Annotated in this window: 17 protein-coding genes; 10 read left to right on the top strand and 7 right to left on the bottom strand. The window is 48.7% G+C overall.

Going from position 1 to position 19,030, the window contains the following annotated elements:
- Positions 1–4: 4 nt before the first annotated feature.
- The 4 genes from ACT89M_RS09555 to ACT89M_RS09570 all read right to left on the bottom strand — a co-directional run bounded on the left by ACT89M_RS09555 (position 5) and on the right by ACT89M_RS09570 (position 5,134).
- Positions 5–1,111, bottom strand: coding sequence for a YheC/YheD family endospore coat-associated protein (locus tag ACT89M_RS09555; RefSeq protein WP_341181956.1), 1,107 nt, complete (start codon positions 1,109–1,111; stop codon positions 5–7).
- Positions 1,111–2,484, bottom strand: a complete 1,374-nt coding sequence (locus ACT89M_RS09560; protein ID WP_090920191.1) for a YheC/YheD family endospore coat-associated protein — start codon at positions 2,482–2,484, stop codon at positions 1,111–1,113. Before ACT89M_RS09560 ends, ACT89M_RS09555 begins: the two co-directional genes overlap by 1 nt.
- Positions 2,485–2,545: 61 nt before the next feature.
- Positions 2,546–3,736, bottom strand: a complete 1,191-nt coding sequence (locus ACT89M_RS09565) for a YheC/YheD family protein (protein WP_154886745.1) — start codon at positions 3,734–3,736, stop codon at positions 2,546–2,548.
- Between the two features lie 30 nt (positions 3,737–3,766).
- The gene (locus tag ACT89M_RS09570; protein ID WP_154886743.1) at positions 3,767–5,134 is read right to left on the bottom strand and encodes a YheC/YheD family endospore coat-associated protein; all 1,368 of its coding nucleotides are present in this window, start codon (positions 5,132–5,134) and stop codon (positions 3,767–3,769) included.
- A 233-nt stretch (positions 5,135–5,367) separates the two neighbouring features.
- Here ACT89M_RS09570 and ACT89M_RS09575 point away from each other — a divergent pair, with 233 nt between their 5' ends.
- The 3 genes from ACT89M_RS09575 to ACT89M_RS09585 all read left to right on the top strand — a co-directional run bounded on the left by ACT89M_RS09575 (position 5,368) and on the right by ACT89M_RS09585 (position 7,651).
- Positions 5,368–5,715: a YlbF/YmcA family competence regulator gene (locus ACT89M_RS09575; RefSeq protein ID WP_090920200.1), complete on the top strand. Its 348-nt coding sequence runs from the start codon at positions 5,368–5,370 to the stop codon at positions 5,713–5,715.
- A 108-nt stretch (positions 5,716–5,823) separates the two neighbouring features.
- The gene (locus ACT89M_RS09580; RefSeq protein ID WP_090920203.1) at positions 5,824–6,108 is read left to right on the top strand and encodes a hypothetical protein; all 285 of its coding nucleotides are present in this window, start codon (positions 5,824–5,826) and stop codon (positions 6,106–6,108) included.
- 208 nt (positions 6,109–6,316) lie between these two features.
- Positions 6,317–7,651 (top strand): DRTGG domain-containing protein, encoded by a 1,335-nt coding sequence (locus ACT89M_RS09585; RefSeq protein ID WP_090920206.1) that lies wholly within the window; start codon positions 6,317–6,319, stop codon positions 7,649–7,651.
- A 286-nt stretch (positions 7,652–7,937) separates the two neighbouring features.
- Here the strand turns inward: ACT89M_RS09585 and ACT89M_RS09590 are convergent, their stop codons facing one another.
- From ACT89M_RS09590 to ACT89M_RS09600, 3 genes are all read right to left on the bottom strand, one after another.
- Complete coding sequence (locus ACT89M_RS09590) at positions 7,938–8,258, bottom strand: YtpI family protein (RefSeq protein ID WP_090920209.1); 321 nt, start codon at positions 8,256–8,258, stop codon at positions 7,938–7,940.
- Positions 8,259–8,350: 92 nt separating this feature from the next.
- A complete protein-coding gene (locus tag ACT89M_RS09595) occupies positions 8,351–8,839 on the bottom strand; it encodes a sporulation membrane protein YtrI (RefSeq protein ID WP_090920211.1) in 489 nt (162 codons plus the stop codon).
- A gap of 20 nt (positions 8,840–8,859) precedes the next feature.
- On the bottom strand, positions 8,860–9,189 hold the full coding sequence (locus ACT89M_RS09600) for a YtrH family sporulation protein (RefSeq protein WP_090920214.1): 330 nt from the start codon (positions 9,187–9,189) through the stop codon (positions 8,860–8,862).
- A gap of 290 nt (positions 9,190–9,479) precedes the next feature.
- Here ACT89M_RS09600 and ACT89M_RS09605 point away from each other — a divergent pair, with 290 nt between their 5' ends.
- The 7 genes from ACT89M_RS09605 (at position 9,480) to pyk (ending at position 19,002) form a co-directional block, all read left to right on the top strand.
- Positions 9,480–13,661: a DNA polymerase III subunit alpha gene (locus tag ACT89M_RS09605; RefSeq protein ID WP_487345213.1), complete on the top strand. Its 4,182-nt coding sequence runs from the start codon at positions 9,480–9,482 to the stop codon at positions 13,659–13,661.
- Complete coding sequence (locus ACT89M_RS09610; RefSeq protein ID WP_154886741.1) at positions 13,636–13,962, top strand: hypothetical protein; 327 nt, start codon at positions 13,636–13,638, stop codon at positions 13,960–13,962. The genes ACT89M_RS09605 and ACT89M_RS09610 overlap by 26 nt, the downstream gene beginning before the upstream one ends.
- A 205-nt stretch (positions 13,963–14,167) precedes the next feature.
- Positions 14,168–14,659, top strand: coding sequence for a phosphatidylglycerophosphatase A family protein (locus tag ACT89M_RS09615; RefSeq protein ID WP_090920516.1), 492 nt, complete (start codon positions 14,168–14,170; stop codon positions 14,657–14,659).
- 282 nt (positions 14,660–14,941) lie between these two features.
- Complete coding sequence (locus ACT89M_RS09620; protein WP_090920220.1) at positions 14,942–15,130, top strand: glutamate decarboxylase; 189 nt, start codon at positions 14,942–14,944, stop codon at positions 15,128–15,130.
- 339 nt (positions 15,131–15,469) lie between these two features.
- Entirely contained in the window at positions 15,470–16,363 is an 894-nt protein-coding gene (accD, locus tag ACT89M_RS09625; protein WP_123064194.1) for an acetyl-CoA carboxylase, carboxyltransferase subunit beta, read from the top strand.
- Positions 16,364–17,467 (top strand): acetyl-CoA carboxylase carboxyltransferase subunit alpha, encoded by a 1,104-nt coding sequence (locus tag ACT89M_RS09630; RefSeq protein ID WP_253495799.1) that lies wholly within the window; start codon positions 16,364–16,366, stop codon positions 17,465–17,467.
- A gap of 107 nt (positions 17,468–17,574) precedes the next feature.
- A complete protein-coding gene (pyk, locus tag ACT89M_RS09635) occupies positions 17,575–19,002 on the top strand; it encodes a pyruvate kinase (protein ID WP_090920229.1) in 1,428 nt (475 codons plus the stop codon).
- Positions 19,003–19,030: the final 28 nt, after the last annotated feature.

Below are 19,030 nucleotides of genomic sequence, written 5' to 3' on the forward strand. Positions count from 1 at the left end.
CCATTCATCGTACAGACTGACGGGCAAGATAGGCGCTGTACTGGAAAATGCGTTCCAGAGAACGCCGCCTGATCTGTGGTTCATCAAATTTCATCGGTTTTGCATTGGCTTCAAAAAACCAGATCTCCCCCAGATCATCCACGCCAAGATCCATCGACATTTCACCAAGTGTATGTCCCGAACCGCGCTCAACCTGCCTGGCAATCATTAAGGAGGTAGACTTTACCCGTTTCATTAGAGTTGTAGTCATTTCTTCCCCAAATAGCTCGGTGAGCAGCTTCTCCGGGTCTTCTACACTTCCGCCTCGAGGCACGTGAGTTGTAATGCTGCGTGAGCCTGCCAGTCGTGCACCGATGCCAGTCACACTCCATTGCCCTTTGCCATTTTTCTGCACAAGCACACGAAGGTCGAAAGGTCGTTTGTGAGAAGAAGCGAGCTCGATGCCTTGTTGCATGATATAGGGCGTATGTCCGGTTTCTTTGCGAATTCGGGCCCATAACTTGGATAACGTGGCTGCCTTGTATGTCATACTTTTTCGAGTGTTTTGTATTTTAAGTCGGTAAGGCAGCTTTTCTTTTTCTTGAAATTTGAGCATCATGATGCCTTTGCCAGCTTTGCCGCTCTCCGGTTTCAGGTACAAATAAGGATAGGTGCGAAGTACCGTACCAAGTGAAGATGCGCTGCGCATCCGCCGGGTATGAGGAATCAATTGCTGCGTGGACTTGGATTTTTTGAGCCATTCGAACAGATTCCATTTATTGAAAAAATACGGGTTATACAGTTCAATACCGGATTGCAGACATTCTTCAATTTTACGTTGAACCGAGGGTTTGCGTTCATCTTCCCGGTTAGGAATACGGTTATAGAGCACATGAGGGAGAGGGAACGGCTTTGAAGTCCATTTGCCGCTCCCTTTGTTGTACGTATATCCTTTCACGGTAGGTCCAGTCATATTAAGATCGCGGACTGTCACGATATAAACGACGTAGCCCATGCTTTCACCTGTTTGCAAAATATCCTGAAAATTTTGATGATTCCCTCTGAACATCCGCTGTTGATCATGCATGGTGAGTACAGCGATCACAGGTTTGAAATCATCATGAAGGCTCATCAAATGCTGTCCTTCTTCCGGAATTTGCTCAAATACAGGCAATGCTCCAAAATGTGTTCCACCGACGATTTGCCCTCCACCCGGAGTGAAGGGTGACGGAAGATGGAGCGCCCGGGTTTGGCGTTCGCTTCGAACATCCATACATGTTCCTCCTGATCAATGCCCAGATCAAAGCCAATCTCACCAATCAGATGCTGGTGCTGGGATTCAATCGCCTGGGCCAGTGTAATAGCGACGGATTTCGCCTGTTGCAGAACCTCGCCCGCACGTTCCCCGAAATTGCGACTGAGCGCCTGTTCAGGGGTCATTAGAGAGCCGCCATTTTTGATGTGAGTTGTTACACTTCCACGTCCGGCTTTTTTGGCACCAATGCCAACAACAACCCACTGATTGTTCCCGTTCTTATGCATGTGGAAACGAAAGTCAATAGGGCATTCGTCAATCTCAATCAGCCGTATTCCCTGTTGAACGACATAGCCGCGTAACTGCTTGCCATGTCTGCCTTGAAGCATGCGCATCAGGCTATTAAATGAACCAAAGCGCAACAGGGCGTTACCTCCTTTTTTGCGATAACGTGCAAAATATCCACGTTTAGGTGAGTAGGTTAAGCGGTAGATCCCGTTGCCAAGGCTGCCAGCGGTGGGTTTGTAATAAACGAACTGATGCCGCTCAAGCATTTCCCTCATCTGGTCAATTGTAGGATTGGTGATGGATTCCGGGATATAACGTCCTGCGGTGGGTTCGTTCTCCAGCAACTTGTAAATATCCGACTTATTGAAGAAGCTCCAGTTGAAAAAAGGAATTTTACGGCGGATAAATCGTTCCCGCAGCTGATTGATCGCTGGTGAGAAGTCGGAGCGGCGGCTCGGCAAACGATTGTAAACCACATCGGGCAGAGGCACCGTCCTGCGGAAGAAGCTTCCGCTCTCATTGAGAAAGTACCCGGAAACGGTCTCGTTCTGCCAGTTGATATCTCGCGGAGTGAAGGCATAGATATACGATTTACGGCTTCCTTCACGGAGCAACTGCTTGATGAAACCAGTACGTGAGCCGAACGGATTCGAGCTTGAAGAAGAACCGTCGGACAGCACCCCGATGAGCGGTCCCAGCTGCACTTCATCATTCTGGAGGTTGCGAAGATAAATGCTGCCACGTTTGGGAACGTTCATTAAGTTGCGGATGCCTGATGCCAGATACAGATGTTTCCCCGCTTTGCGAATCGGTTTGATGGTGGCTGGCACGCGATCACGCCCGAACCGCAGATGTATCGTTTTTTTGCCGGACAGATTAAGGCTTTTCATTAAAGCATTAGATACGTACACCACTTTTTCGGGTTTTTGGGTGAAATGCAGATTGCAAAAGGTCAAACTCATGATTTATCCTCCTATCCTGAAAAAGATCCTTGTGCTCCATGGCAAGCAGGCATTACAGGCCTCAGCTACCTGGAATCGGGATGCGTTTCAGGCCAGCTTTGCTGGATGAATTCGGCATTTTCATTGGACGTGAGACGTCCGCGAGAACATGTTGTTGCAGCAGATAACGGGCATAAGCAAGTGGTTGTGTATACGTCAGGGCATGCATGTGTTTGTCATCTGATTCCGCAAATGAGGCGCGGCCTGGTTTTGAATTTACTTCAATCAACCACAGCCTGCCGTCTACATCAGCTCCAAAATCAAGACCAAGTTCCGCAAGTCGGCCGAAACGGCTCTCCAGCGTCGAAGGAATGAGAGCGGCAGCATGTTTGATCTGTAGCAACAACGATGAAGCTTTGTCTTTGCCATATCGCTCTGTAAGGTATGCATCAGCAGGATAAGCGTTACCCCCGCCGTGAAGATTCGAGGTCAGAGAGCCTTCAGCTCCTTCCCGAATCATACAACCCGTCAGCGTCCAGCGCCCTTGCCCGTTTTTTTGTACCAGTGCCCTTATATCAAATGCTCTTCCGTGATGGCTAAGCTCCAGATAAGGCTGCACAATCATGTTTTGTACAGCCTGATGTGATTCCAGCCAGGAAGATACATCCGTTGCTTGATAAAATGACTTGACATAGTGTTCGTTGCCTCTATTACGACCCTCCACAATCCAGGGGAATGGCAATTCTCCTGTGGATAAGCGGAAGGTGTTTTTGCCATGAGTTCCTGAGGCGGGTTTGAAAAATAAACCTTTGGGCCAGCGGGCAAGCCATATTTCCCAGGGAATAGTCGACCTAACCCGAGTGGTTGGAGCAAGTAGTCCTCGAAGGGTGGTTGACTTCGATAGAGCACGATGAACTTCCCATTTGCCAGGAAGTGCACTTGACCAAGAACGCTGACGAAGACTGGAGGTATGAGGTAGATATTGTTCCAACTGCTGCCTGGTATTTCTGGAAAGTGGATTCAGGCATCGGTTCATCACCAGATCGATCATAGGCATACGAATAGCTTTCCATTTCTTTTGATGATAAGTGTATGCTCTCTGAAGAATGCCTTCGGTATATTGGGCAGGAATCGGGATGACGATAATTCGTAACCCGTACCTGAAACTTTCCACGCAAAGCCTGCGGCAGAAGCGTTCATCTGCAAAAGGAGGTGAGCCTTCTGCTTCACGGACGAGTATAGCCATGGTATTGTTTTGCGGCGATGTAAACATGTTGCTACACCTCCTTCATGAGATCAAACTTCAGAATCCGGCAAGATATGTGGAGTATTCAAGCATGGCTTTGACCGACGGGCGAATTTTGCTCTCGCTCAGCGGGGTATTATCGTTTTTGGATGGTTTCGAATTCACCTCAAGTAGCCATACGCGTCCACTTGTATCTAGCGCGAGGTCGATACCGAGCTCACCAAAATGGGCGGGGATCGCACTCTCAATCCCTTTGGCGATATCGAGTGCTGCTGTATGCAGTCCGGCATAGGCCGAGGCTTTGGCAGAACTGGACAGCTGCGTTTTGGCTACGGCTTCTTTGACGGTACTGAGGCTTCCGCCTCTCGCCAGATTGGAGACGTAATGACTGCCCCCTGCAATACGGGCAACGATGGAAGTTACACTCCACTTTCCTGTCTTGTTTTTCTGTACGAGTGCGCGGAAATCAACAGGCCTGCCGCTGTTGTCAATCAAGGTCAGTCCCTGCTGAATCTGATAACGCGTTGTTTTCATTTTTCCGGACATACTGGCATAGAGTTTATCCAGAGAAGCATAAGATTGTTTGCGGGTACCTCCGACACTTGTCGCCAGAGTTAGATATCCTCCTTCTGGCTGACGGGAGACCCGGATAATGCCTTTGCCCAGTGAACCACGGACCGGCTTCAGAAAGATGACCGGATAACGTTGGCACATTGCTTTGAGAGTCGCTGATGTTTTGAGTAAATGGGACTCGGGCAGCACCCGTTTGAGTGTCGGAATCGACTTAAGTGCGTCAAACACCTCATTTTTGTCCAAGAACTTTTCGTTAAAGGTGTGTGTACCGTATAGCGATTTTACTTCTTTCATAAAATGCTGTACGCTAGGTTTGTTCTCGAGTTTGCGGGACGTCAGCCGGTTATTGACCACATCTGCCACAGGCAGAACGGTCTTTTTCCAGCCGTCATCATATACCCAGCCTTGCATGTGACCAGTTACTGCTCCGATGTCCTCCGGTGTGAAAAAGGATACATAGGCGCCCTGCTTTCGGCAGGCATGCACTAATTCCTGGCAGAACATCGTAATCGAGCCAAAGGGCCGATCAGGTTGATCGGGGTAATCCTGACTGACCATAACGCTGATGTAGGGTCCCAGGCGAAGCGTATGGCTGGAAGCACGGTAAGATACCCTCAGGACTGAACGGGGCACAAGGCCGGTTTTGCTGGCTACCGTCTGATTGAGTCTTAATCCGTCATACCGGGGAACCGGAATAACTGTAACTTCACGGCGGTACGAACCGAATTGCAGTTGAAGAGGTCTTCCCGAAGGAATCTTGAGTGCTTTGAGAACCCCTTCGCCCAGCATGATGACGTCGTCCTGCAGGATGCCCGAGCCGGTAACCTGTATCGTTACTTTTTTAGTGGACATCACGGATCTCCTTCCGGGCGGCAGCTTGATGTCTGATCTTGAAGTTGAACGGCATCTGAACATGGCATGTGCTTCATCATATGAGGACATATACCCCTTGGTGATTGACCCAGCCGGATTTAAATGTGTTTGATTTGGGGCGTTTTTGGGCGGCCTGATCCAGAACCTTTATTTGAGAGCATAGAATGCGTGTTCTTACACGGATGAACAACCAATTTAGAGGAGGAATTATAATGAATATTTATGACAAAGCCAATGATTTGGCAAAAGCACTAAGAGAAAGTAGCGAGGTTGAGGAGATTACCTCTGCGATGAAATTGATTGAAGCTGATCCAGAGGCTAAAGCGATGCTGGACAACTTCCGTAACCAACAGATGGAATTGCAACAACGCATGATGAGTGGAGATATGCCAGCACCGGATGAGATGGAAAAGATGGAGAAACTCTTTGAAGTATTGAGTCTGAACCTGAACATCCGCCGCCTGTTCGATGCAGAGCGTCGCCTTAGTGTAATTATCGAGGATGTAAACAAAATTATTGCAGATAGCCTTGCTCATCTGTACGGCGGAGCAGAAGCTTAAGCTATAAGCTCAATAAGACACACTTGTCTGTTTTTTTCTCTGATCCTCTCATATTCCCTCTGAACCGTTCATAGACTAGCTATATATGGAACGAAGGAGCTGTGAATAGTGAAGAGGTTGAAAAAAACAAAACATGTCATCTATCTGCTGATTGCATTGTCAATGCTGGTTATCGCGCTTCCGCGCATTTCCTTTGCTGGCGGAATGGACTGGGTTAATATTTTCGGTATCGTGTGGGTGCTGTTCTCGCTGTTAATTGTAGGCGCACACCTGCATTTCATTCTTGGCGTAGATGAGGAGAAGAAACGTGCGCTGGAGGCTGTACGCCGGGCGAAGTTACGGCAGTGGGAGATGAAACTGCTGGACAAGCAGGAGCGTAGCGAATCCGTATAAATGAGTTTTAGATAGACCGGAATCCTGAAGTGTGTGGGGTTTCGGTCTTATTTGTGTGTTCAAGCAAAGTATATAGGATCAGACCATGTAGGATAACATTGAGAAGTTTTTTTGTAGGTCAGGACTCTATGTCAGATGGGGTTATTTCCCTAAGGTCGTGTTATAATAGATACAGTATAGTACAGATGCAACCTCGGGGGTGGTACAGTTGGACGGACAAGAAGAAAACGTCACGAAGCATGAACAGCTTCTACAGCATATTGAACAATTGAAGGTGGGCAGCAAAATCTCGGTGCGCGGGCTTGCACGTGAACTGGGGGTAAGTGAGGGAACCGCTTATCGTGCCGTTAAAGAGGCGGAGAACTTCGGACTGGTCGTGACGAAAGAGAGAATCGGAACGGTGCGGATCGAAAAAAGACCTCGGGGCATGTCGGAGCAACTGACCTTTGCCGACGTGGTCACGATTGTGGAGGGACATGTGCTTGGCGGTAATGAAGGACTAGCCAAGCCATTGCACAAGTATGTGATTGGTGCGATGAAGGAGCAGGCGATGGCGCGGTACATCGATGCTGGCAGTCTGCTTATTGTCGGTAACAGGGAAGATGCTCATTCTTTGGCATTGGAACAAGGAGCTGGCGTATTGATTACGGGTGGCTTTGGTACAAGCAGGGATGTAAGAATTATGGCAGATGAACTGGGACTGCCGATTATCTCCTCCAGACATGATACCTTTACCGTGGCCTCTATGATTAACCGTGCGATCTTTGACAGGCTGATCAAGAAAAAAATCATGCTGGTGGAGGATATTATCGGCCAGAAACCCCGTCTGCAAGTGCTCAAGGTGACGAGTTCGGCCGCGGATTTCCATTCGCTGGTGTCGGAGACAGGGGAGCACCGCTTTCCGGTTGTAGATGAATGGAACCGGGTCATCGGTATTGTGAGTCTGAAGGATGTCAGTGAACTGCAACCGGATCAAAGCATTGAAAAGTGTGTCGTTCGCCGTCCGATTACAGCATCGTTACAGACCTCCCTTGCTTCTGCTGCGCAGATAATGACCTGGGAAGGCATTGATTTCCTACCCATCGTTGATCGTAACCGTAAGCTTATTGCTTCCGTTACACGTAAGGAAGTACTGCAAGCCATGCGTGATGCGCAGAAGCAACCCCAGCTTGGCGAGACCTTTGATCATCTGATCTGGAACGGATTCGCAGAAGAACGTGGGGAACAGAACGAACTCTTGTTCCACGGCTTCATTATTCCCCAGATGGCCACGGATTTGGGGACGATCTCGGAAGGTGTGTTACTGAATGTTATGACACAAGCTGCCCGAAGAGCAGCGTGGGACGTCACAGGTAATGACCATGTGGTTGATAACGTAACGACTTATTTTGTCCGCCCTGTGCAGATTGAGGATCAGATTATGGTGCGCCCCATGATTCTGGAAACGAGCCGCAGGACATGCAAAATGGATATTGTCATTACCCGTGAGGGCAGTGTGGTGTGCAAGGCAGTCATGACGTTGCAGTCCATAGACCATGCTTAGAATAAATGCATAATACGTAATCGAAAGCGATTGTCTGGAAACATATCCAGGCACATAAAAAGAGAGCGATTGCCCGTCAGGGGAAGACGTGAACCATGGATTCTGCTATGCGGCATGTGCACTTTGATATGTACGGATCAGCATGTACGATCACAGCAATGCAGCAAAGTGCATACGGCTTACTCGATTCACCTCAAGATTGTTCGGGAGTGCTCTCTTTTTTTTGCTGATATGTTGTCCAAACCTGACTTGTAGCGAAACGCTTCGGCATGTGCAATGTTTAACCCTAAGCGGTTGTATTGCTGGAATGCTGTTTAAGTCTGGCGTAGTAACTGCGATTACGGAGACCGGCAAACACATTGTAAGCTCCCATGATCAGGAAAAGCGCTTCCACAATGACAGATAACGTAGAACCGGTAAAAACAAACATCAAGATCAGTGCGAGAATGATAAGCATGCAGCCCATCCAGATATTCGTCCAGGAGCGATACAAACCGGCAACATGTTGGTCAGTTGTCCGGCGTGAACGAATGCTGTTCATGGCAGAACAGATCATAGCGATGGCGAAGAGGGCGATCAGGATATACTTGAATACTTCGATCAACACGCAGAAGCAACTCCTTTTTTGAAAAACATAGACTGCCCTTATTGTAGCATGTGACCATGCAGACCAGGGCAGTTTTTTGCATTTTTCGGAGATTATGCTGGAACGTGAATGCGGATCTGTACCCAGACTTGTAAAACGCCCTCCATGACAAGCATCGTTTTGACCTGAACGGAATATTCTTTTTCCCTGACTTTATATATTTTCTGGTTAAGCATGATGCGTGTCATTTTGCTATATTCGTCGATGTTATACACATCTCTTCCACGCAAAACTTCAAGCTCATCCCCGAGTTTCTGTAACATTAGTTTTAGTGAGGCCTCGTCAGGGCCTTTATCGGATTCTTCGGCGCGAACTTTGATCTCTTTGATCACCGTTTGGCGCTTGCTGTATTTTTTCAGCGTTTTTATATCCTCCTCGTTCTGGTGTAGTTGAAGTTGCAGCTCCTGATTGTTTAGCCACAGTTTGTTGTAACTGAGATGAAACACGCCGTTATACACAACACATCCAGCGATCATTCCGAGTACAAATACGGCAGTCATACGCATCAACGGGCGGTAGCGGGAGAAGGGGGGAAGTCTCATACAGGGTCATCACGGGTCATCTAACCCCGACCTCCGCCGCACACCCATTTCACCAGTTCCGTTCCCATATGTGCCCCCATAAAGGCTGAGATCAGGTATAGGATTTGTTTCACTGCTGGTGACAGGTTGCCATCCAGAAAATTACTCTCAATGACTCGCATCGGATCGATCGTACCACCCACAGCGGCAGCGAGTGCCCAGATTTTTATTTTGCCAGAAATATCGAGCATGGTTTGTGTGGGAGGCTGAAGGGAAATGACAGCACCTATACCTCCAATCATCGCGCCGCCCAGCACGATCCCGAATGCAATAAAGAAATCAAGAATGGCTTTGGATAAAAAAGTGCTCACCCACAACACCCCTTTCAGACCAGCAGCATCCCGCCTGTTTTAGGTTTGTACAACAGGGGAGCAGCTTGTACTTCTATTGTATGGGCGAGCCCCCTGACGTTATGATAAAATAGAATAATAAACTCTTTTATTTAGATAGAGAATTCAATTTTAACGGTAACATTCATATAAGTGCATATTTACGCGGATTTCGACGATTCGGATTTTGCGCATTATAAAGTACACTACGGCGGCACACAGCATCAATGATGAGAGCTGCCACTGTAAGCGGGGAAAGGAAGTAAAAAGACATGAGTTCTTTTGTGCATTTGCATGTTCACAGTGAATATAGTTTGCTGGACGGCGCTGCGCGTATTCCGGATCTCGTGGATAAAGCCGCAGATCTGGGGATGACGACACTTGCGCTGACCGATCATGGCGTCATGTATGGGGCTATCCCATTTTATAAAGCCTGCGCCCAGCGGGGAATCAAACCGATTATCGGCTGTGAAGCATATATGACGGCAGGTTCTCGCAAAGAACGGGGAAGCCGGAAGGATCAACCGATCTATCATTTGATTTTGCTGGCGAAAAATATGACCGGTTATCGGAACCTGATGAAGCTGTGTTCCATTGGACATCTGGAGGGTTTCCACTATAAACCGCGTATCGACATGGAGAGTTTGGCGGCACATCATGAAGGAATTATTTGTCTCAGCGCTTGTCTCGGCGGCGAAGTTCCTCAGCATTTGTTGCATGGGCGTGAAGAAGAGGCGCGCCGTGCCGCGCTACGTTACAAAAACATCTTTGGCTCCGACTTTTATCTGGAACTACAGGATCACGGACTGGCTGAGCAAAAAAGAGTCAATCCGCAGCTGATCAAACTCGCTGCTGAATTGGAAATCCAGCTTGTGGCAACGAATGATGCTCATTATCTGTCCGAAGAGGATGCAGAACTGCAAGATGTCCTGATCTGTATCGGGACAGGTAAAACGGTAGAGGATGAGACTCGTTTGCGGATCGGAACGAACCAATTGTATTTGAAGAGCGGCAAGCAGATGGCTCGTCTGTTCCCTCATGTGCCGGAGGCCATCGCTAATACAGTCCGCATCGCCGATTCTTGCGAACTGGAGCTGGAATTTGGCAAATCCATTTTACCGGAATACCGTCCGCTCCCTGAAGGTTTGAGTCCGTCTGCATATCTTCGTCAGTTGTGTGAAGAGGGTTTGAATACCCGGTATGCAGACTCCAATCGGTGGAACGATATGGCGCTTCGTACAGAGCTGGAGCAACGGCTGGACTATGAGTTGCGGGTTATTGACAGCATGGGATTCTCGGATTATTTCCTGATCGTGTGGGATTTCATCGCTTATGCGCACAAGCAGGGAATTGTCACCGGACCGGGTCGGGGTTCATCGGCAGGAAGCCTGGTGGCTTATACACTTCGTATTACGGATGTCGATCCGATGAAATATAACCTGCTCTTCGAGCGTTTTCTCAATCCTGAGCGGATATCCATGCCCGATATCGATATCGATTTCAGTGATGAACGTCGTGACGAGGTCATTGATTATGTGGCACAGAAATACGGCAAAGCCCATGTTGCCCAGATTATTACGTTTGGAACCATGGCAGCCCGAGCTGCAGTCCGTGATGTTGGGCGGGCGCTGAACGTGCCATATGGCGAAGTGGACAAGGCTGCGAAACTGATTCCTGCACAGCTCGGCATTAACATTGAACGAGCAATGGAAGCTACGCCGGAGCTGAAGGCGTTGTATGAGACGAAACCCAAGACACGTGAGCTGCTCGATATGGCAATGAAGGTGGAAGGAATGCCTCGTCATGCTTCCACGCATGCTGCGGGTGTCGTCATCTCACGAGATCCGCTGACGGATGCCGTTCCATTGCAGGAAGGAAGCGAAGGAACAGCCCTGACACAGTATTCCATGGAAAATCTGGAATCGATAGGGCTGCTTAAGATGGATTTTCTCGGCTTACGAACCCTCTCCATTATAGAACGTTGTCTGCGCTGGATTGGGGAGCGTGCGGAAGTTCCTGATTTTACACGGATTGCTGACGACGACCCACTTACGTATGAGATGCTGGGACGCGGCGATACGATGGGTATATTTCAGCTGGAATCTGCCGGAGTACGTCGTGTTTTGAAGGAAATGAAGCCGAGTGTGTTCGAAGATATTATCTCCGTATTGGCGTTGTACCGTCCAGGTCCGATGGAGTTTATCTCCAAATACATTCAGGGTAAGCATGGTCAGATTGAAGTGGAATATCCACATGATGATCTGGAGTCGATTCTGAAAGATACGTACGGCATCATTGTCTATCAGGAGCAGATCATGCAGATTGCATCCCGTATGGCGGGCTTTTCCTTGGGAGAAGCGGATTTGCTTCGCCGAGCTGTTTCCAAGAAAAAACGGGAAGTGCTCGATCTGGAACGAGGCCACTTTGTTCAGGGCAGTCTGAAACAGGGATATAGCGAAGCAGAAGCAGACCTCGTTTACGATATGATTGTCAAATTTGCCAACTACGGTTTTCCACGTGCTCACGCAGCAGCGTATGGTGTGCTTGCATTCCAAACGGCTTACTTGAAGGCGCACTATCCCGTGCATTTCATGGCTTCTATGCTAACCGCTGTTATGGGGAGCCATCGTAAGGTTGCAGAGTATGTAGTGGAATGCCGTCACATGCAGATTAATGTGCTCCCGCCAGATGTAAATGAAAGTGGCATTTTGTTCACACCTGTGTTTGCTTCGTCTGCTGTGAAGGAGATGGATGAATCAAGGGAAACAGGTGGACAACCACCAAGACGTGAAGCTCCCGAAGCCCGCGAAGATGCTTCTTATGATAACTATGAGGAACATGGGGATTACGGAGAGGTGCCGTTACCGGATGATCCTGGGCCTATGCCGGACGATAACGAACACTTAACGGAAATGGAGAGAAGTGGATACAACGAAGGTTTGCACGCTGTATCTGCTAAGTCAGATTCGAAAGAGTCGGGCCGTAAGTTAGACCCGGGTCTGGTGAGAATATCTGTATCGGACACTGTGCTTGGATCGGAACAGGTTCATGATCAGCAGGAAATGCGGGATCATGATAGGATGCAGGGTGCCGAGCATGCTCAGTCTGAGGATGTGACGCACAACCAGAATCCCGATCATGCGCATGGACGGATTCAGGAGAAGGCATCAGAATTAAGCAATAAGGATAGTGGAGTAGTAACGATATGGTCCTCAGGAGCCATTCGTTTCGGGCTGGCTGCAGTGAAAAATGTAGGTACACAAGCGATGGAAAGCATTATGGCAGTCAGACAGGAAAAACCGTTCGACAGTTTGCTCGATTTTTGTCGCCGTGTTGATCTGAGAGTGTGCAACAAACGTGTCATTGAATCACTGATTCAGGCCGGAGCATTTGACAGCCTGCCAGGACATCGTGCGCAACTGCTGGCAATGTTAGACGAGACTGTTGAAGCGGCTCTGAAATGGCGTAAAGAGCGTGAGGATCTGCAGATTCAGCTGTTTGACTTTGTGGAGACACCAAACTGGGAGATTGAATATCCGGAAATTCCGCCGTTCTCGGCAAGTCAGCAGCTGGAACTGGAACGTGAATTGCTTGGTCTGTATCTGTCCGGTCATCCACTGGATGATTACGAAGATGTGCTCGCATCGAGCGGGGCTGACCGGATCATGGAATTGACGGAAGCGGCTGACGATACGATGGCCGTCGCCGCAGGTATGGTGGTGTCCGTGAAGTCGATTACGACGAAACAGGGCAAGGCCATGGCGTTCATGGAGCTGGAAGACCAGGTCGAACGCTGCGAAGTGGTTCTCTTTCCCGAGGTATGGCGGCGAAGCCAGCAACATGTCGGGAAAGGTGAACTGCTCGTCGTGCGTGCCAAGGTGCAGCAGCAGGACGAGGGCTTTAAGCTGCTGGCCGAAGAAGTGTCGCCGCTGACACCGGCGGCACTGGAACAGCAGCTGCGCAGCCGCGACCGCCGCGGCAAGCCCGGCAGCGGCAGCGCTTCGCGCCCGGCGCAGGCGGCTTCGCCGCAGCGACCGGCGGGCGCGGGAGCCGCAGCGCAGCGCAGCAGCGCAGGCGGTGACGCTTCCGCTGCGCGTGCAAGCGGAAGCCGCAGCCCTGCCTCGGCGCGCAGCGAGGCAGGCACAGGCGCCGCAGCCAGCGCACGCGCGGGCAGTGCGACGCCTGCGGCTGGCGCGGCGGAGCAGGGCCGCGCGCCGCGTGGGGCCGAGCAACGGGTGTTCGTGAAGCTCACCCCGCAGGCCGAGAAGCCCGAGCTGCTGGCGCGCCTCAAAGAGCTGCTCCAGCAGCATCCTGGCCCGGTAGCGACCGTACTTTTCTACGAGCAGCAGCAGAAGCTGCTCGCCTTGAGCGACGCCTACCGGATCAAACCTTCACCGGCACTGTTCTCCGAAATGGAGAAAATGCTTGGTGAAGGGACAGTCAAAATCAAATAAAGCTGAAGCAGGTTTTCACCACCTTCAGCGGGGGATGCCCACCGTTTGCAAGATTAAGAACGGTGGGCATCCTTTTTTTATAAAAGTTCCGTCAATGATGTATCCCTTCGGCTCAGTGTTATCGTTCACCAGAAGTCCTTGCGCGAATGTACACATTGCCAGTGGTAATGATCACAAGAACGGTTATTCCGGTGAAAAACAGCAAAATACGCCGGGAAATTCTATTTTATGCGGAATTGTGTCTGTTCCGTTTACCATGATCTCCGTCTTGAATTACAAGGCTCTCTCTATGAATGAATGATGAGGAAAATACCCTCTTTGAAATTTTAGCCAATAAACGCCAGCTGTACTTGCACATGCTAGCCAACAGAAGATCGGTATGGCGTAATGTCAGCTTGAGCGTGTACATTCGCACAATTTATGAACATTTTGGAAGTTCACTGCATACACTTGAGAACACCGAAGAACTTGGAGGTTCTCGGGGGATTGATGCGGGAGGTCGAGATATGTCATATGAGATCGCGGAAGCTATGCTGGCCCGGCGAGGTGTACACATTGATGCTATCGCAGAGATTGTGTATCGTTTGCAGAAAGGGTACCACCCGGAATTGACCATGGACGACTGTGTAACCAGCGTAAAATCCGTTTTGCAAAAAAGAGAGGTACAGTACACACTGTACACCGGCATTGCGCTTGACGAACTGGCTGAAAAAAAGCTTCTACCCCAACCGCTGCAAGCGATAATGGAAGCGGATGAGTCACTCTATGGAGTGGACGAGACTCTGGCTTTAGGGATAACACATGTGTATGGCATGATTGGTTTAACCAGTTTTGGCTATCTGGACAAGGAAAAAATAGGTGTGATTCATGATTTGAATGAACAAAAATCGGCCGTTCACGTGTTCCTGGATGATCTGGTTGCAGGTCTTGCTGCAGCCGCCTCCGCGCGGATTGCACACAAGAATATTAAAGCCAAGAAATACCTTTCAGACCTGTAAGATCTATTAATACCAACAGAAACCTGTGGTTACCATCTCAATCTGTCCAATAGCATTAAGGGCGGCTATGGCTGCCCTGTAAGGTTTTTGCCTCTTAGTAAAAGTCAGCGAATTATATCACATGACTATGACCATTTGGCTTGCCAAGCAGGGGACAATGTCCCGAATCATCCGATTTTCTCCTGAAAGGTCTTCAACCCTTCCTTGCAGAAAAAAACGGAGGTATGGTATCATTAGTCCAATATACGGGCTCTGAACATTAGCTTAGGGGGCGGACATGGCATGTGGACGGTGATTTACATTGCGCCGACAGCAAAGGTTGCGGACAAGATCAAGACCAAGCTTTCGGAAGAAGGTTTTCTGGTACAGACCCGTCCCATCAGTTTATCCAAGCAACAATATGAGATTCGCGTCCCTTCTGGGGAATTGGAAGAGGTTCAGGAAGTGTTGAATTCCATTCTTCATTCTTGATTCTCGATATTGAAGTGCCTTGGCAGATAACAAAAAGTACCACTGGTACATAAGGGACTGACCGCGGAAGCGGAAAGAGGAATCGACTTGCATGAGTATAATGCTACTGTCCTTCCTTCTTTTTTTGTTAATCGGTTATAGCAGGTAACCTCAATTGTGCGGAGAGTAGCCGTTGAGGTTTGCCTTGTATCGGAGGAATTTTGTTCTGAATGCTAGTAAGGTATAAGTCTTAACATGAGTTATAAGCGTAAGCGGTTCACCGCAGCATGCAGATCAAGCTGATTGTTACAGCGGACTGTGGCCTGCGGCCATCAAATTATTGGCTGGAGAGGTGTAGTTGTGTTCAAAGATATATTCCAAAAGAAACGGAAGTACGCTACCATACCTTCCGAGCGTGCAATTCCAGGTGAACGTCAAGAAGCCGTCGAGCGCCCGAAACGTGAAATACCTGAAGGGCTTATGAACAAGTGCAGCAAATGCGGCACCATTCAATATAGCAAGGAACTGGAGAAAAACCTGAAAGTATGTCCTGCCTGCGGCTACCATATGCGTCTTAACGCTATGGAACGTATTGCAATGGTACTGGATGAAGAAGGTTTTGTTGAGCATGATGCAGATATGGTTTCGGTTGATCCACTCGGATTCCCGGGGTACAGCAGTAAGCTGGAGCAGCAACGTCTGAAATCGGGTTTGAAGGAAGCCGTTATAACAGGAGAAGGGACCATTGAAGGTCTTCCTGTTGTTGTTGCTGTAATGAGCTTTGATTTCTTCACAGGCAGTATGGGCTCTGTAGTCGGAGAGAAAATTACCCGTGCTGTTGAACATGCCATTGAGAAGAAGCTTCCTTTAATTATTTTCTCTACTTCAGGCGGTGCACGGATGCAGGAGAGTATTCTGAGTCTGATGCAGATGGCTAAAACAAGTGCGGCTTTAGCTCGTTTGGACGAGCAAGGCGGGCTCTATATTTCGGTGATCACCGATCCGACAACCGGTGGGGTATCGGCTAGTTTCGCGAGCCTTGGCGATATTATTATCGCTGAACCTGGCGCTGTATTTGGTTTTGCAGGCAGAATAGTAATTGAGCAAACGATCCGTCAGAAGCTGCCGGATGATTTCCAGACCGCAGAATTCAACCTCCAGCATGGTCAACTGGACATGGTTGTTCACCGGAAAGAACTTCGGGCAACCCTTGGCAAGCTTCTCGATATGCACAGTGAAAAGGGAGGGGTCTAAATGGCGGGTAGTTTGCCATATGAAGCGCCTCTGATTGAGATGCGCAAAAAAATTGAAGAACTCGTTCAGTTTGGGCAGGAAAAAGGGATTGATTTTACCGAAGAAATAGCCCGTCTCGAAGAACGTTATCATAGACTTGAAGAAGAGATTTACACCAGCATAACACCGGCTCAGAAGATGCATTTGGCTCGTCACCAGCAGCGTCCAACAGCACTGGATCTGATTCAGCTCATTTTTACTGATTTTACCGAACTGCATGGTGACCGTATGTTTGGTGACGACCTTGCGGTTGTTGGTGGACTCGCCAAGCTGAATGGACAAACCGTAACGGTACTTGGCCAACAGCGTGGAAAGGATACGAAGGACAACATCGCCCGCTTTTTTGGAAGTGCTCACCCGGAAGGTTTCCGTAAAGGACTTCGCTTGATGAAGCAGGCTGACAAATTTGGTCGCCCGATTATTACGTTTGTTGATACTAAAGGAGCGTATCCGGGTAATACTGCAGAAGAGAGAGGTCAATCGGAAGCGATTGCCCGTAATTTGCTGGAGATGGCTAAACTCTCGGTTCCTGTTATTGTTGTTGTCATCGGCGAAGGTGGAAGCGGCGGTGCTCTAGCTATGGCTGTAGGTAACCGTGTGCTCATGCTCGAGCATGCCATCTATTCTGCAATTTCTCCTAATGGTGCGGCATCGATTCTATGGAAGGATGCATCCAAAGCAGATCAGGCCGCTGAAGCGATGAAAATTACGGCGAAAGACCTGCTCGAGATGGAAGTGATCGAAGAGATTATCACTGAACCGCGCGGCGGAGCTCACCAGGACTATGATACAGCTGCAACAGCGATCTCCGAAGCTCTAGTTCGTCATCTGGATGAGATGAAAGGATGGAGTGCGGAGCAATTAAAGCAGGATCGCTATGAAAAATTCCGCAAAATCGGCTCAGTGACTTTTGAAGCACCAGCCTCTGCGGTAGAACCTACTAAAGAAAGAGAGCCTGCGGGTGAAGTTGAAGCAAATTCCGAGGCAGAATCTGTCCAAGTGGAAGCATCGGAACAGCCGTTAGAAGCAGAACCTGTGAAAAATTTGTCGGGAAATGCAGAATGATGTGACGAATTTCCTATACAAATGATCGAAAGTATAGTAAATTTAATAGTTGGAAAAAGAAAAATAGAGATATAAAGTTAGACCTTTAAAATCGGAGGAAACCCAAAATGCGCAAAACGAAAATTGTATGTACGATTGGCCCATCCAGTGAATCCCTGGAGAATACCAAGAAACTGATTATGGCTGGCATGAACGTAGCCCGTCTGAACTTCTCCCACGGTGATTTCGATGAGCACGGCGGACGGATCGTAGCGATTCGCCAAGCATGTGAAGAGCTGAACAAAACTGTAGCAATCCTGCTGGACACCAAAGGACCGGAAATTCGTACAGGTAAACTTGAAGTTGAGCCAATTGAATTGGTTCAGGACGAGTACATCACTTTGACGACAGAAGAAATTCTGGGAACCAAAGATCGTCTTTCCATTACGTATGCAGATCTTCCTAAGGATGTTGAAGCTGGATCTACAATTCTGATCGACGACGGTCTGATCGGACTGACTGTGGTGGAAGTACAAGGCACCGAGATCAAATGCCGTATCGTTAACGGCGGTACAATCAAAAGCAAAAAAGGTGTTAACGTTCCAGGCGTCGCGATTTCCCTGCCGGGTATCACTGAAAAAGATGCTAACGATATCGTGTTTGGTATCGAACAAGGTATCGATTTCATCGCAGCTTCTTTCGTTCGTAAAGCAAGCGACGTGCTTGAAATTCGTGAATTGCTTGAGAAACATAATGCAGGTCACATTCAAATTATCTCCAAAATCGAAAACCAACAAGGTGTAGACAACCTGGACGAAATCCTTGAAGTGTCTGACGGCCTGATGGTTGCTCGTGGAGACCTAGGTGTGGAAATCCCTGCTGAAGAAGTACCACTGGTACAAAAACGCATGATCGAAAAATGTAATGTTGCGGGTAAACCGGTTATTACAGCTACACAAATGCTGGATTCGATGCAACGTAACCCGCGTCCGACTCGTGCGGAAGCAAGTGACGTAGCCAACGCAATCTTTGACGGTACAGATGCAATCATGTTGTCTGGTGAGACAGCTGCCGGTAAATATCCGGTAGAGTCCGTGCTGACAATGTCCCGTATTGCAGAAAAAGCAGAATCTGCTCTGCCTTACCAAGAGTTGTATCTGAAACAACGTGTTGCACAACAAACAACGGTTACTGAAGCGATCAGTCAATCCGTTGCTCTGTCCGCTCAAGATTTGAACGCAAAAGCGATCATCACTTCGACAGAATCCGGACATACCGCACGTATGATCTCTAAATATCGTCCAGAAGCTCCAATCATCGCTGTAACGACAGAAGACAGAACTTCCCGTCGTTTGGCACTGGCATGGGGTGTAACTCCTGTTAAAGGTAGATTGGTTGATTCTACGGATGCTTTGTTCGAAAATGCAATTGAAGGTGGCGTAAAATCAGGACTGGTTAAAGAAGGAGACCTGGTTGTCATTACAGCAGGTGTACCTCTGGGCCGCTCCGGTTCTACTAACCTGATCAAAGTTAGCCAAATTCCAAACAACGCTTAATTGTAGCGTATGATTCGGTAAGTAACAT

The sequence above is a fragment of the Paenibacillus sp. NN59 genome, assembly GCF_057597225.1.

Bases quoted from the DNA above. Each gene is read 5' to 3' on its own strand.
- ACT89M_RS09555 (WP_341181956.1), bottom strand. From the start codon at position 1,111: ATGAGCCTTCATGATGATTTCAAACCTGTGATCGCTGTACTCACCATG.
- ACT89M_RS09570 (WP_154886743.1), bottom strand. From the start codon at position 5,134: ATGTCCACTAAAAAAGTAACGATACAGGTTACCGGCTCGGGCATCCTG.
- ACT89M_RS09560 (WP_090920191.1), bottom strand. From the start codon at position 2,484: ATGAGTTTGACCTTTTGCAATCTGCATTTCACCCAAAAACCCGAAAAA.
- ACT89M_RS09595 (WP_090920211.1), bottom strand. From the start codon at position 8,839: ATGAGACTTCCCCCCTTCTCCCGCTACCGCCCGTTGATGCGTATGACT.
- ACT89M_RS09575 (WP_090920200.1), top strand. From the start codon at position 5,368: ATGAATATTTATGACAAAGCCAATGATTTGGCAAAAGCACTAAGAGAA.
- pyk (WP_090920229.1), top strand. From the start codon at position 17,575: ATGCGCAAAACGAAAATTGTATGTACGATTGGCCCATCCAGTGAATCC.
- ACT89M_RS09615 (WP_090920516.1), top strand. From the start codon at position 14,168: ATGTCATATGAGATCGCGGAAGCTATGCTGGCCCGGCGAGGTGTACAC.
- ACT89M_RS09620 (WP_090920220.1), top strand. From the start codon at position 14,942: ATGTGGACGGTGATTTACATTGCGCCGACAGCAAAGGTTGCGGACAAG.
- ACT89M_RS09605 (WP_487345213.1), top strand. From the start codon at position 9,480: ATGAGTTCTTTTGTGCATTTGCATGTTCACAGTGAATATAGTTTGCTG.
- ACT89M_RS09630 (WP_253495799.1), top strand. From the start codon at position 16,364: ATGGCGGGTAGTTTGCCATATGAAGCGCCTCTGATTGAGATGCGCAAA.
- ACT89M_RS09565 (WP_154886745.1), bottom strand. From the start codon at position 3,736: ATGTTTACATCGCCGCAAAACAATACCATGGCTATACTCGTCCGTGAA.